General features: G+C 48.9%; 15 protein-coding genes. 8 read left to right on the top strand and 7 right to left on the bottom strand.

Annotated elements, in window-relative coordinates:
• The first annotated feature begins 63 nt into the window (after window positions 1-63).
• The gene (locus AUC31_RS12335; protein WP_058382899.1) at window positions 64-1008 is read left to right on the top strand and encodes an L-threonine 3-dehydrogenase; all 945 of its coding nucleotides are present in this window, start codon (window positions 64-66) and stop codon (window positions 1006-1008) included.
• Between the two features lie 47 nt (window positions 1009-1055).
• Here the strand turns inward: AUC31_RS12335 and AUC31_RS12330 are convergent, their stop codons facing one another.
• The 3 genes from AUC31_RS12330 to AUC31_RS12320 all read right to left on the bottom strand — a co-directional run bounded on the left by AUC31_RS12330 (window position 1056) and on the right by AUC31_RS12320 (window position 3749).
• The gene (locus tag AUC31_RS12330; protein ID WP_058382900.1) at window positions 1056-2408 is read right to left on the bottom strand and encodes a YjiH family protein; all 1353 of its coding nucleotides are present in this window, start codon (window positions 2406-2408) and stop codon (window positions 1056-1058) included.
• Between the two features lie 297 nt (window positions 2409-2705).
• The gene (gene bshB2, locus AUC31_RS12325; RefSeq protein WP_058382901.1) at window positions 2706-3386 is read right to left on the bottom strand and encodes a bacillithiol biosynthesis deacetylase BshB2; all 681 of its coding nucleotides are present in this window, start codon (window positions 3384-3386) and stop codon (window positions 2706-2708) included.
• Between the two features lie 12 nt (window positions 3387-3398).
• Window positions 3399-3749, bottom strand: a complete 351-nt coding sequence (locus tag AUC31_RS12320) for a YojF family protein (RefSeq protein WP_058382902.1) — start codon at window positions 3747-3749, stop codon at window positions 3399-3401.
• A 135-nt stretch (window positions 3750-3884) separates the two neighbouring features.
• Here AUC31_RS12320 and AUC31_RS12315 point away from each other — a divergent pair, with 135 nt between their 5' ends.
• Entirely contained in the window at window positions 3885-4748 is an 864-nt protein-coding gene (locus AUC31_RS12315; protein ID WP_237150600.1) for an ABC transporter permease subunit, read from the top strand.
• A complete protein-coding gene (locus AUC31_RS12310; RefSeq protein WP_237150599.1) occupies window positions 4749-5735 on the top strand; it encodes an ABC transporter permease in 987 nt (328 codons plus the stop codon).
• A gap of 141 nt (window positions 5736-5876) precedes the next feature.
• On the opposite strand, the gene pdxK is transcribed toward AUC31_RS12310, so the two are convergent.
• Together pdxK and AUC31_RS12300 are read right to left on the bottom strand one after the other, a co-directional pair.
• Window positions 5877-6710: a pyridoxine/pyridoxal/pyridoxamine kinase gene (pdxK, locus tag AUC31_RS12305; RefSeq protein ID WP_058382904.1), complete on the bottom strand. Its 834-nt coding sequence runs from the start codon at window positions 6708-6710 to the stop codon at window positions 5877-5879.
• Between the two features lie 60 nt (window positions 6711-6770).
• Window positions 6771-7025: a hypothetical protein gene (locus AUC31_RS12300; protein ID WP_058382905.1), complete on the bottom strand. Its 255-nt coding sequence runs from the start codon at window positions 7023-7025 to the stop codon at window positions 6771-6773.
• 130 nt (window positions 7026-7155) lie between these two features.
• Between AUC31_RS12300 and AUC31_RS12295 the strand changes: the two genes are divergently transcribed.
• From AUC31_RS12295 to AUC31_RS12280, 4 genes are all read left to right on the top strand, one after another.
• Window positions 7156-7830, top strand: a complete 675-nt coding sequence (locus AUC31_RS12295; RefSeq protein ID WP_058382906.1) for a uracil-DNA glycosylase — start codon at window positions 7156-7158, stop codon at window positions 7828-7830.
• A 59-nt stretch (window positions 7831-7889) separates the two neighbouring features.
• Window positions 7890-8156 carry a YwdI family protein gene (locus AUC31_RS12290; RefSeq protein WP_058382907.1) on the top strand — a complete coding sequence of 89 codons (267 nt, stop codon included), beginning with the start codon at window positions 7890-7892 and terminating at the stop codon, window positions 8154-8156.
• A gap of 20 nt (window positions 8157-8176) precedes the next feature.
• On the top strand, window positions 8177-8554 hold the full coding sequence (locus AUC31_RS12285) for a DUF423 domain-containing protein (protein ID WP_058382908.1): 378 nt from the start codon (window positions 8177-8179) through the stop codon (window positions 8552-8554).
• A 187-nt stretch (window positions 8555-8741) separates the two neighbouring features.
• Window positions 8742-9833 carry an acyltransferase gene (locus tag AUC31_RS12280; protein WP_058382909.1) on the top strand — a complete coding sequence of 364 codons (1092 nt, stop codon included), beginning with the start codon at window positions 8742-8744 and terminating at the stop codon, window positions 9831-9833.
• A gap of 60 nt (window positions 9834-9893) precedes the next feature.
• On the opposite strand, the gene AUC31_RS12275 is transcribed toward AUC31_RS12280, so the two are convergent.
• Window positions 9894-10916 (bottom strand): hypothetical protein, encoded by a 1023-nt coding sequence (locus AUC31_RS12275; RefSeq protein WP_058382910.1) that lies wholly within the window; start codon window positions 10914-10916, stop codon window positions 9894-9896.
• Window positions 10917-11068: 152 nt separating this feature from the next.
• Window positions 11069-11818, bottom strand: coding sequence for a hydrogen peroxide-dependent heme synthase (gene hemQ, locus AUC31_RS12270; RefSeq protein ID WP_058382911.1), 750 nt, complete (start codon window positions 11816-11818; stop codon window positions 11069-11071).
• Window positions 11819-11991: 173 nt separating this feature from the next.
• Between hemQ and lipL the strand changes: the two genes are divergently transcribed.
• Window positions 11992-12813: an octanoyl-[GcvH]:protein N-octanoyltransferase gene (lipL, locus tag AUC31_RS12265; RefSeq protein WP_058382912.1), complete on the top strand. Its 822-nt coding sequence runs from the start codon at window positions 11992-11994 to the stop codon at window positions 12811-12813.
• The last annotated feature ends 29 nt before the right edge of the window (window positions 12814-12842 follow it).

Genomic DNA, 12842 nt, shown 5'->3' with positions numbered 1-12842 from the left:
TAGAAAGATTAAAATGTCTTTTTAGAGCGGACAAATGTTTTATAGAAAAGGAGTGCTTGAAAAATGAAACGAATCATGGTGACAGGAGCTTTAGGGCAAATCGGCTCGGAATTAGTAGGCAAATTGCGCGAAACATATGGTGCGGAAAATGTATTGGCAACGGATATCCGGTCCTCTGATACTCAAGACGGGCCTTTCGAAATCTTGGACGTGACGGATGCAGAACGCATGCTGACGTTAGCGCGTGACTTTAATGCCGATACGATGATCCATATGGCGGCGCTATTGTCTGCGACTGCAGAAGAAAAGCCGCTGCTCGCTTGGAACTTGAATATGGGCGGATTGGTCAATGCCCTTGAAGCAGCCCGTGAACTCGGTATGCAATTTTTCACGCCAAGCTCGATCGGCGCATTCGGCCCTTCAACGCCGAAAAACGACACTCCGCAAGACACGCTTCAACGCCCGACGACGATGTATGGCGTCAATAAGGTTGCAGGGGAATTGCTTTGTGATTACTACTTCACGAAATTCGGCGTCGATACACGCGGTCTCCGTTTCCCTGGCTTAATCTCAAACGTTGCGCCTCCAGGCGGCGGAACGACAGACTATGCCGTAGATATCTATTACCAGGCAATCGAAAAAGGCAGCTACACTTCCTATATCGCAGAAGGTACCCGCATGGACATGATGTACATGCCGGATGCGCTCCAGGCGATTGTCGACTTGATGGAAGCCGATGCAGATAAGCTCGTCCACCGCAACGCATTCAACGTCACGGCGATGAGCTTCGAACCTGAAGAGATTGCAGCATCAATCCGCAAGCACATTCCGGATTTCAAATTGAGCTATGACGTCGACCCAGTGCGCCAGGCAATCGCTGCCAGCTGGCCGGATAGCATCGATGCCAGTGCCGCAAAAGAAGAATGGAACTTCAAAACAGAGTACGACTTGGATGCCATGACGGCGGACATGCTGGAAAAATTAAAGCAAAAATTGCAGCAAGCATAATAAAAAGGCGTTTTTCCGAAACCGGAAAAGCGCCTTTTTTATCTTTATTAGAATAATAGGTGTGCGACGCCGACAACGATCGGCAAAGCGATGACTGTGCGCAAAAGGAAGACGACGATCAAATCGAAAATATTGACCGGGATTTTGGAGCCAAGTAACAAGCCCCCGACTTCAGACATATAGATCAATTGCGTAACAGACATGGTTGCGACGACAAAGCGCGTCATTTCGGACTCGATGCCTGCACCCAAAATGGCCGGCAAGAACATATCGGCAAAACCGACGACCATCAATTGTGCAGCTTCTGCAGCTTCAGGGACGCCGAGAAGGTTCAAATAGGGTTCAAACGGTGCGCCGAGAATGACGAAAGTGGAAGTGTACTCCGCAAGAATCAAAGCGATGGTACCGAACGCCATGACGACAGGCGCAACACCGATCCACATATCGAGTACGTTCTTCATGCCATCTGAGAAGAAGTTGGCGACAGAGCGGTTGCGGTTCGCCTTTTCGAGTGCTTTCTCCAGGCCATGTGATGCCAAGCCTTGACCATCGGGTACATCTTCGGAAAGCGACTCCTGTGGCGAGCCATCCTTGAATTCCGTTTTTTTCTGTGCAAGCGGATAGATGCGCGGCATGATAAGTGCCAAAATCAAGCCTGCGAGAACGACAGTGCCGTAATATGGAAGGAAATAAGAGCCGAGCCCGATTTCTTCGATGACAACAATGGCGAATGTAATCGAAACAACAGAGAAAGTCGTTCCGATAATGGCAGCTTCACGCTGCGTATACTTATTATCTTCGTACTGCTTGCTTGTCAGCAGCACGCCGATCGTGCCATCACCGACCCATGAGGCCAGTGCATCAATAGAAGAGCGTCCAGGAAGGCGGAACAGCGGGCGCATGATCTTGACCATCATCGTCCCGAAGAATTCGAGCAAGCCGAAATTCATCAAAAGCGGCAAGAACAGGCCGGCGAACAGGAAAATCGTGAATAGGAACGAAAGCAATCCGCTTCCTGATAACAACAGGCCGCCTGTATTTTCGTTCCAGACCGGCTCAGGACCGACTTGGAATAATACCATGAAAGCAAAAACAGCAGCGACAACCCGCGTCAATGTCCAGAACAGGTTGACGTTGAACAATTTCTCGAAAAATGGAACGGTGTCGGAAGTGTTCTCTTTTTTGGCGATAAAGGCCAAGGAGCCAAGAGCAGCGATGACCAAAATGACCAGCATTACCCAAGGGACGAACGATTCGATCTCTCCGGCCATTAAGCCCGCAAGTACCGCAATCGTGACTTTCCATCCTTCATCTGTCGGAATCGGAATGAGGAACAAAAGGATCCCAAGAAAAGACGGGATCAGGAATAATAACCAAGTAGAAGCTGAAAACTTTTTCAAAATAGTATTCCCCTTTTCTCTTTTTTGTATGAATAAACGCAAATTATACTAATTATACAACACTTTCCCCTTTGGAACCGCTGTCATTAGTAATGTTTATATTATCTGAAAACAGCAGAAAATAATAGTATTTTTAAGAAAGAAAATCTTATTGCTGAATATGGATAATATTGGAGGGGTCTTGCCCGGCTGATTTATATGGAGGGAAGTGAGCGTAATCATCCCGGATTTATCAGCAGAAAAAAATCCCGCCTCACATGTCTTTTCGACGTGCAAGGCGGGATGTGGTTCGGGATCTTACTCGAAATCCTGGTCCCACCGGTAAGTGTAGAACCGTTCCAGGGTCAGCCAGTTTTCGGTTTCGGTGTCGCCGTTTTGCAGTTTGTGCTCCATTTCCTCGAGCATCCAGGCAGTTTGCGAAATGTGGGCTTTCATCGAATTCATCTTATGCTCGCGTACAGGCTTGATATCGTAGACGATGTCAGGCTCACCGAGAACATCCAGTGTATTGTTGGCGAACGCCACGCAATGAAGTTTTGGGCGGTCTTCCATGCGGCGCACAGCACGAACTACAGCGCGTGCCGTTGCTTCGTGATCAGGGTGTACCGCAAAATCCGGGTAGAACGTAATGATCAGGGAAGGGTTGGTTTCTTCGATGAGCTCTTCCATCATGCGCACCATTTTTTCATCGTCTTCGAATTCCAAAGTCTTGTCGCGTAAGCCCATCATACGAAGATCCGTCAAGCCCATCGCTTCGGCGGAGGCGAGAAGTTCTTTCTTACGGATGGCAGGCAAAGATTCACGCGTTGCAAACGGCGGGTTGCCGAGATTGCGGCCCATTTCGCCAAGTGTCAGGCAGGCGTATGTAACAGGCGTTCCTTGTTGGATGTGGGTCGTAATCGTTCCCGACACTCCGAACGCTTCGTCGTCGGGGTGAGGGAAGATGACCAGTACATGTCGTTCTTTCGGGATGGTCATTAAAATTCCTCCTTAATAGCTGAACGGTGTTTCGCTAAGTTGCAGCGCCACCGCCAATTTTCCGGTTCCGTCGTGCCCTGCGAGCAGCAAGCGGCCTTCTTCATCGATTTCAAAATGAGTGATGCCTTGCGCATATACCCAGCCTTGCGGGAGTTTCAGCCCGACACGGTGCGGGCTGTCGCCGACAACTTTCCCCAGTTCGAAGTTGATGACGACATTGCGGATGAATGCCCCTGCGTTGAAAAAGCCTTCATTGAAATGGCTGGCGTAGCTGCCATTTGTCGTTTCCAGGTGAAGGTAGACGTCCTTGCCGACGAATGAATCGATCGCCGCTTGGAGTTGGTTGACTTCTACTAGTTCCATGGTGTGCCTCCTAATTAAATCGGTATTCTAACAGTATAAGGAACTCAGCGGACGAATGCGATTCCTATGCTCTAAGGCGTACAGAATAATGATAGAATGAAGAAAGAGAGAATTTTCCAAAAAAGGATGGGGAGCATGAAAGCCTTATTGAATATTTTGATGGCCATATCCGGAATCATACTGGCCGGCAGTTTGCCAATCCTGATTGCTGGCTGGCTTTTGGGCGAGTGGAGATGGCAAGCATATTTCGAATCCATCCGGACAACATTGGAAGGGCTTTGGCCGATTGGCGAGATCACTTTCTTCAATTACAGGGCGGGGCAGGAAATTGCATTATTTCCGAACGTTTCTGCCTATATTGTGTATTCGCTCGAAATTTTGTTTATGGCTTTGATCGCAGCGGTTGCCGTTTCGCTGGTATTGACGGTCGTGACCATGTTGCTGGCGGAAAAGGTGCGTGAACGGGTGAAGATGGTACTTTATTTTTTGGAATCAATTCCAGATCTTTTGATCATCATGTTGGCGCAGCTTTTGGTCATCGTGTTTTTCAAGCAGACAGGCATTTTAATTTCAAAAATTGCTGTGGCCGGCGATGACCGCATCTACTGGCTTCCAGCCCTGTGCCTCGCCATCTTACCGACGATTCAACTGTACCGCCTGTCGATGCTGACATTCCAGGAAGAAGAGCGCCAAATGTATGTGGAACTGGCGCGCGCACTCGGGTTTTCAAAAGTGTACATCGTTCTCGTCCATATGTTCCGCAACGCTATCATCAGCGTCTTCTTCCAGTCCAAAAAGACGATGTGGTTCATGCTGTCGAACCTGTTTGTATTGGAATTGATGTTCAATCTCCCGGGTATCATGCTGTTTCTGAGCGGGAATATGCATCCGATGGGATTTTTGGTCGCGATCTTCAGCTTTTTCCTGCCGATGTTCCTGCTGTATAGCTTTGGAGAATGGTTTTTCATTTCCCGCCGGCATAAAAAGGCGGTGGCGTAAATGTGGAAACAGCCTTATTTTGTAATTGGCTTTAGCATTTTGGCCTTTTTTCTCGTCGGCAGTTTTGTCTATGAATGGATTTGGGGAAATGTGCCCCGTCAAATCTATTATGTGATGGAAAACGGCCGAGCGGTGGAAGGAGCCCCTCTTTCACCAAGCTGGCAATATCCGCTCGGGACAGACCAGTACGGCTATGATTTGCTCGGGAAACTGATGCTCGGCGCAAAATACACCATCCTGGCGGCATTGGCCGTGGCTGCCTTGCGCATGCTGATCGCTGTACCGGCCGGTTACATACTTGGAATCTATCTGGACAAGCACCGGAAATGGCTTTCAAGTTTTGCCGATTCAATGCATTATATCCCGCTGACTTTGTTTGCAGCTTATGTACTGACGCCGGTGTTATGGATGCCGGAGGAAGGGTTTTCGACCACTTTATGGGAACGCATTGCCATACAGGTGGTGATGATGGCAATATTGACGGTGCCGATCGTTTCAATCCTCATCGCGAATGAAGCGGCATTGCTCAAGGATAAGGAATACATACTCGCCGCGAAAACACTCGGCGCTGGGAGATTGCGCATTATCCGAAAACATCTGTACCCGCAAATGCGCGAGAAAATCGCTGTTCTGTATGGCCAGCAAGTGATGGAAACTTTCATCATCCTCGCACATCTCGGGTTGCTGAATTTGTTTCTCGGAGGCACAAAAGTCAGCTACGACCCATTATTCGGTGACCCGCCAATGTCGATTTCCTACGAATGGGCGGGACTGTTCGGTTCAACATTCCGCTATTTGCAAGGGGCGCCGTGGCTGCCGCTTATGCCAGTGCTGTTTATCGGGCTGGCTATTTTCTCAGTATCACTGATGATGGAAGGCTACCTGCGTTCGAAAAAGCCGAAAATCAAAAAAATCGCCAATCCGCACAAGACGATCCGCTCGTCGAATGGAACCGTCAACAGCTACGGGAGAAAATGGTGCGGTTGAAAAATGAAGATTACCCCAACTGAAGCGGGCTGTCCGAACAATCACTAAAGGGGAGGGTTTTTCGGGCGGAACATTTCCGGCCGAGAACCGGCAATATAAAAAGGAGGGCGCCTGTGCGCCCTCCTTTTAAATCTGATTGAATTATAGTTCTACAACGTCCACTTCAGCTTTGTGGAATTTATTCGCAGCTCCGTGCATGACGGGGCCAACGTATTCGTTCAGCTTCCAGCCGTGCGCAATCGCTGTAGAAACAAAGATTTTCGCGTTGTATACCGCATCTTTGACCGATTGGCCGTTGGCAAGATTGGCCGTAATCGCCGCAGCGAACGTACAGCCGGCGCCGTGGTTGTAAGTCGTATCGGTTTTCTCAGCCGTCAACAGGTAATGTTTTTCTCCGTCATAGAGAAGGTCGGCTGCTTTTTCGTGTTTCAATTGCTTGCCGCCTTTGATCACGACGAACTTCGCACCGTGTGAATGGATTTTTTCCGCCGCTTTTTGCAGGTCTTCGACTGTGTGAAGTGTGCCGAGTCCTGACAATTGACCAGCTTCTACAAGGTTCGGTGTTACGACTTTTGCGTGCGGCAGCAGGTATTTAACCATCGCATCGACATTTTCAGGGAATAGCACTTCGTCTTCGCCTTTACATGCCATCACCGGGTCGATGACAACATCGGTAATGCCGGATGCTTCGATGGCCTTACCAGCCATTTCGATGATATCGACGGTCGGCAGCATGCCGGTTTTCAAGGAGTCGATCCCAGTGGAGAATGCTGTTTTCAACTGGGCATCTAGCGTGTCAAGCGCGATCGGGTGGATACCATGGCTCCAATGGTTGTCCGGGTCCATCGTGACGATGACCGTTAAAGCATTCATGCCGTATGTGCCGTGTTCCTGGAACGTCTTCAAGTCGGCCTGGATGCCAGCGCCGCCGGAAGTATCGGATCCTGCAATGGTGAGTGTCTTTTTGAGTGTCATAAGTCAATCTCCTTTAGGCTATTTAGTCATTGAGCTAATTTTATAGAAATTTTGCGCCATTTACAACGGTTTGGGCCTGTGCGGCCAAGCCAAGGCCATCACTGTCGCAATGGAAGCGAAAGAAAATAACAGCGTGATGCCTCCAATAACCAAATGGCCGCTAGTGAATAGTCCAACCGCCATCACCAATGTTAAAATGGCTGCTGCAACAATCAAGCCGATCAGGCAGCCCATGCCGGCGCGTTTAGCGCTTTCGGGTGCACTATCGCCTTTCGTTTTGGAAATATCGGAAATCCTTTGCCGCCAGTCTGCCATATGTATTTCGCCCCTTTTCTCCATCGTAACACGGCGGAGTGGTGAATTGAAGCGCTTGCAGGCGAAGAAGACTAGAGAAAAAAAGATGGGGTATTGAAAAGAAAAATGAGTTATCGAAGGAGTAGATACAATGACCAAAGAAATTTTCACCAATGATTGGCAAGAAATATTAGGAGAAGAATTCGGCAAAAGTTATTACAGAGAGTTGAGGGAGTTCTTAAAAGAAGAATATGCCAAAGAAACGATTTACCCGGTAATGGAGAATATATGGAATGCCTTTGAACATACGGCTTATGAAGATGTCAAAGCAGTCATCCTCGGGCAAGACCCCTACCATGGGCCGAATCAAGCGCACGGCTTGAGCTTTTCCGTTCAGCCAGGCATCGCACATCCGCCGAGCCTGCGTAATATCTTCAAAGAACTCGAAGACGACATTGGCTGTGAAAAGCCGGTGGATGGGACTTTGACGAAATGGTCTGACCAAGGGGTGCTCATGCTCAACACCGTCTTGACGGTAAGGCAAGGGCAAGCGCATTCGCACCAGAAAAAAGGATGGGAGCAGTTTACGGATGAAGTTATCCGGAAATTATCGGAACGTGAAGCGCCGGTTATCTTCATCTTGTGGGGCAAGCCGGCACAGACGAAAAAACGCCTTATTGATACCAAACGCCATGACATCATCGAAGCGCCTCATCCGAGCCCGCTCAGCGCGCATCGCGGATTTTTTGGTAGCAAGCCATTTTCAAAAGTGAACAAGCTGTTACAATCGCGCGGTGAAGCACCGATCGATTTCTGCCTGGACTGACGAATTCAGCTCGGACGTGGTAAACTGGATGGGACTAATAGCGAGAGGGGCCATGAAACATGGGCATCGAAACGATACGTATTTTAGACGAAATCGATAAGCATACGGCCCGCGCACGGGATGGCGAACCGGAAAAAATCCGTGAATCCCTTGCTGCAATCCGTGCCTTATGCGACCTGCTTCTAGAAGACGGCATGCGGGCGCCGAAAAAACCGCGCGCCATGCCGCTTGCCGCAACCGAAACGGTGAATCGGCCACAGTCGGTTCCCGCTGCCACAAGGCTTCAGGAAGAAGGGGCAAACGGCGATTCGCTTTTTGAATTTTAAATGGAAAGAGGAAGAAACAAATGAAATTTTTCTTGATAGCGGGAGCGGTCAATGGGCTGCTGGCCGTCGCATTTGGCGCTTTTGGGGCACATATGCTCGAAGGCCGAGTAGCAGATAAATATTTAGATACATGGCAAACGGCGGTTCAATACCAAATGTTCCATTCCATCGGCTTGATCGCCGTCGCCATTTTGATGAGTTCAGCGCTCATCGGCCCGCTCGGTTCACTGAATTGGGCCGGGTATTTGATGCTTGCCGGAATCGTGATTTTCTCGGGCAGTCTGTATGTTCTGAGCTTAACGGGCATCAGCGTGCTTGGTGCCATCACGCCAATCGGCGGCGTTGCGTTCATCGCGGGATGGGTTATGGTCATCATCGCGGCGTCGAAGGCATTGTAATGAGAAGGAAAAAGCTGCCTGCATGGCATATGCAGGCAGCTTTTTATATTGGCAAGAACATTTCCACTGCTCAGAAGAATGGAAATTTTAACAGATTACGTTAAGTTTTTGTAAATATGTTGTATCCCTATCATCTGTAGTCATACAATGGATAAGGTTTGATTAACGGATAAGGGTGTAGATACATATGAAACAGCAAGCTCATATTTTTGATATACATGTGATGCGCGCAATCGGCTGCCTAATGGTCGTGCTCGTCCATGTATCAGCGTTATATTATGTCCAGCGGGGTGAATGGGAGGATGTCATTTTATTCCTCAATCAGGCGAGCCGATTTGGGACGCCGATTTTTGCCATCGTCAGCGGGCTGCTGTTATTTTTGCAAGTAAAAAACAAAGGGTTTTTCTTTCAGCGCTTCTTCACGTCGCGTTTGCAGAAAATCGTCATTCCTTTCTTGTTCTGGACGGCCTTCTACTTGTTTTATTTGTGGATGGTTTTTGGGGCTAACCCACTGGATGCGGGAATCAAGCGGTTTTTATTCGAAGTGGCGTTTGGGGAGACGTATTCCCATCTTTATTTCATTTCCATCGTGTTGCAATTTTATTTGATCTTCCCTTTGCTGCAATTGATCAAAGGCAAGGCGGCTTGGATCATTGCACTGGCTGCATCGGCTATCGTTCACGTTTATGCGATGAAGTTTATGGACCCGTCGCAATTTGATGGCCTGCTTGGGATGATTATGGAGCAGCGCGCCTTTTTGCCGAAATGGATTTTCTTCTTCATCTTCGGCGGTTTTCTTGCTTACAACTGGGAAGCTGCGAAACAATGGGCGTATAAATGGCGAGTCGGGTTATTCGTTGGGGTGTTGCTGATCCTCTATTTCGCGGCCGTTGAATATGAATGGGGACGTTACATAGGATCCAATCGTGTTTCCAATATCATCAATTTGCCGATCCTCATTTTGTTCATCATGGCCATTTCCGAGAAAGTTGCACGAAATCCATTGCTTCATACGCTTGCCTCCAGGCTTGGCGCGATGTCGATGGGGGTTTATTTGATCCATCCGTTCGTCATCAATATGCTGCAGCGCAATTTACCGGAAGGCGTATGGACACTTTCCTTATTTCCGGTATGGTACGTAGTGGTCATGGCCATTACCGTCGGAATCATCATGCTTGTCCAGAAATTGCCATTCGGCCGCGTCATATTGACGGTGCCCTCTGTGAAGAAGGTTAAACCATCTACAGACAACGGGAACAAGAGCTTAACGGAAGCATAACGAAGCCTTTAATGAAATACATGAAAAAGTTGCCTGTATGTGCGGGCAACTTTTTTTCTTTTATTTCACTGAATCCAGTAAGTCCTTCAGTTTTGCGGGATCGTCCACTTTTAATGCGATTTGTGAGACGGGCTGTGTTTTTCCAAAAAACAACACTGCCTGCTGGGGCGTATGGAAATCGATTACGACTTGAGGTTCCGGTTCTTCAAAATCTTTGGCGACGAAAGACAGTGCATCGGCCTCTGGTTTTGCGACCCAACGCACCGCTCGAATCGAGTCGAGCGGTGCGCTGATTCGCTTGTTCAACCCTAGTGACACATTCAAGTTCCCGTCGCAAATGGTCAAGGGGTTCAATCGGGTGGCTTGGATATCGCCAATGAAATAAATGACGCTATAAACATTCAAGACGAGCAGGACGATAGAGAGTACAGCGGATTTGTCGTGAAGCCACCAATGAATGCCGATGGTCTCGATAACGATGGCATGGATAAGCATGATATTAAATGCGATGAGGCTGGTATTTTTATGGAGGGTAATGGTTGTCGAATCGCTTGGAGGCTGTTTTTTCCACGTAAAAAAGGCATAGTAAAACGCGAGCGCTTCAGACAGCACGATATGGATGAGCGGATTTGGCTTGACGTTCTCATGCACGGCAGGAAACAAAGTGAAAAGTGGGCTGCCGTGTTGTTGGCTCATGAAACGCCGGATTTTCGGGGTGTGCATGAGCAATAGGCCGAGCAAGGCCAGTTCTGCTAACAATACGAAAATTTCGATTGCGACGCCTATGTAGAATAAGGAGGCGAAGGGTTCAAAATACAGCGCAGGAATGATGAAGCGTGCGGCAATCAACCCGGCAGCTATGACTGCGAGCAGTTGTTTGGCATTTATGCGGAAAGACAGGAGCACCAATAAAGGAACGACAATTGCAAAATCAACCAAAGAGCCGGCAACGAGCCAAAAGCTCTCGTCCGGTATCACATCGGACGAGAAAGGGGAGCGGTAGACTAAAAAATTGCTGATCAATACGAGAAGCAAGAAAGCGAGAGCCCATTTGGCATAATGTGTCTGGCGCATCACGAACATACAAACACCTCGTTTTTCTTTTAGTATACCCAATAAATGGAAGGCGTCGATAGGGAGATTATGGCGGAAAATCGAAAGTCCACTCAAACACGAGACGTGTGATGCCAAAAAACGCCGCATCCTGATGAAAGGATGCGGCGCTTTGGAGATATTTATACTTCTAGGAATTTTATGGTCTTTTCTTTGTCGAGAATCGTGCCGACGTAGAATGAACCGAATTCGCCGTAGCGGGCGGATACTTCATCGAAACGCATTTCGTAGACAAGCTTCTTGAATTGGAGAACGTCTTCTGCAAACAAGGTGACGCCCCATTCGTAATCATCGAATCCGACAGAACCGGAAATGATCTGTTTGACTTTGCCTGCGTAGCTGCGGCCGATTTTGCCGTGTGACAGCATCAAATCTTTGCGCTCCTGCATCGGCAGCATGTACCAATTGTCATTGCCTTCGCGGCGCTTATCCATTGGATAGAAGCAAATGTACTGGGAGCGTTGAAGCTCTGGGTACAGGCGCGAACGGACATGCGGATTTTGGTAAGGGTCTTCGTTGCTTTCGCCTGACAGGTAGTTTGACAACTCGACCACAGAAACGTAAGAGTACGTCGGCACTGTGTAGGCGATCAACGTTAATTTATTGTATTCGGTTTCGAGCTCGCGCAATTCATCCATCGTTTCACGCAAAAGCATGAGCATGAGGTCGGCTTTTTGGCCAATGATGGAATAAAGGGCGTGGGCACCGGTTTTGTTTTCGTCAGCTTGGTTAACTTTTTCCATGAACATATTGAACTCGTCGATCGCGAATTGGCGCTCTTCGTCGTCGAGCATTTTCCACGCGACCCAGTCCATTGAACGGAAATCGTGGAGCACGTACCAGCCGTCTAATGTGATTGCTGCTTCATTCATCAGTAGAACACTCCTTTTATGTGAATCTCTCTTCCACAGTTTATCATATGAAAGATATAAGTTCCTATCCGAATGCGGCCTGTCACCAATTTGCCATGGGCACAGCGCCTTTTCAGCCTGCACGGAAAAGGGTAAACTGAAAACAGTGAACTCAAAAAGAGGAGAATGACAGCATGGCTTTATTTATGGAAGAGAAAAACTGGCGCTTTTGGGACCAATCCTTGAGCGCGCGTAAACGTTCGGCGCTCGAATCATTCGCGGCGGATGACACGCTATGTGAATTGGTCGGCTCGCAGAAAAGCCCGCCAACGGTCAGGACTTGGGTGCACGATGACACCGTCGTGCTTGGCATCCAGGACCACCGCTTGCCTCATATCGATCAAGCGATGGCAGTTCTAGAAGACAATGGCTACCAGGCAATCGTCCGCAATTCCGGCGGCCTGGCGGTTGTCCTGGATTCTGGCGTGTTGAACATCTCCATCGTCCTGTCGGAAAAAGAAGGCGCCATCGACATCCCTCAAGGCTACGATATGATGGTTGAACTCGTCGAAGCCTTGTTTCCGGAAGCGGACATCGATGCCTACGAAATCGTCGGTTCGTATTGCCCGGGCAGTTACGACTTGAGCATCGGCGGAAAGAAATTCGCCGGCATCTCCCAGCGACGCATCCGCCGCGGCATCGCCGTGCAAGTGTATTTGTGTATCGAAGGAAGCGGCGCGGGACGGGCGGAAGTGATCCGCGAGTTTTACGAAGCGGGCAAACAAGGGGAAGAGACCAAGTTCAGCTACCCGGAGATCCAGCCACAAGTGATGGCGTCGCTCAGCGAACTGCTCGGCCGCGACATCACCGTTCCTGAAGTCGTGCTCGATTTGCATGCGCTGCTCGGCTCGCCGTCGCCGATACCGCTTCAGGAAGCAGAATTTGAATTGTATTCGTTTTATTTGAAGCGGGTACTTGAACGCAATGAAAAAATGCTCGAACGGACGCTTGAATGAGCGTTCGTTTCGTGTAAAATAACCAGTAC

The organism is Planococcus rifietoensis, from assembly GCF_001465795.2.
GTDB lineage: Bacteria > Bacillota > Bacilli > Bacillales_A > Planococcaceae > Planococcus > Planococcus rifietoensis.
The sequence above is the reverse complement of the archived record's forward strand: the minus strand, read 5'-3'. Positions and strand labels throughout refer to the sequence as shown.

Coding starts and splice junctions, on each gene's coding strand:
- pdxK (WP_058382904.1), bottom strand. CDS start 6,710: ATGACACTCAAAAAGACACTCACCATTGCAGGATCCGATACTTCCGGC.
- AUC31_RS12285 (WP_058382908.1), top strand. CDS start 8,177: ATGAAATTTTTCTTGATAGCGGGAGCGGTCAATGGGCTGCTGGCCGTC.
- lipL (WP_058382912.1), top strand. CDS start 11,992: ATGGCTTTATTTATGGAAGAGAAAAACTGGCGCTTTTGGGACCAATCC.
- AUC31_RS12315 (WP_237150600.1), top strand. CDS start 3,885: ATGAAAGCCTTATTGAATATTTTGATGGCCATATCCGGAATCATACTG.
- AUC31_RS12310 (WP_237150599.1), top strand. CDS start 4,749: ATGTGGAAACAGCCTTATTTTGTAATTGGCTTTAGCATTTTGGCCTTT.
- AUC31_RS12295 (WP_058382906.1), top strand. CDS start 7,156: ATGACCAAAGAAATTTTCACCAATGATTGGCAAGAAATATTAGGAGAA.
- AUC31_RS12320 (WP_058382902.1), bottom strand. CDS start 3,749: ATGGAACTAGTAGAAGTCAACCAACTCCAAGCGGCGATCGATTCATTC.
- AUC31_RS12280 (WP_058382909.1), top strand. CDS start 8,742: ATGAAACAGCAAGCTCATATTTTTGATATACATGTGATGCGCGCAATC.
- AUC31_RS12290 (WP_058382907.1), top strand. CDS start 7,890: ATGGGCATCGAAACGATACGTATTTTAGACGAAATCGATAAGCATACG.
- AUC31_RS12275 (WP_058382910.1), bottom strand. CDS start 10,916: ATGTTCGTGATGCGCCAGACACATTATGCCAAATGGGCTCTCGCTTTC.
- AUC31_RS12300 (WP_058382905.1), bottom strand. CDS start 7,025: ATGGCAGACTGGCGGCAAAGGATTTCCGATATTTCCAAAACGAAAGGC.
- bshB2 (WP_058382901.1), bottom strand. CDS start 3,386: ATGACCATCCCGAAAGAACGACATGTACTGGTCATCTTCCCTCACCCC.
- AUC31_RS12335 (WP_058382899.1), top strand. CDS start 64: ATGAAACGAATCATGGTGACAGGAGCTTTAGGGCAAATCGGCTCGGAA.
- hemQ (WP_058382911.1), bottom strand. CDS start 11,818: ATGAATGAAGCAGCAATCACATTAGACGGCTGGTACGTGCTCCACGAT.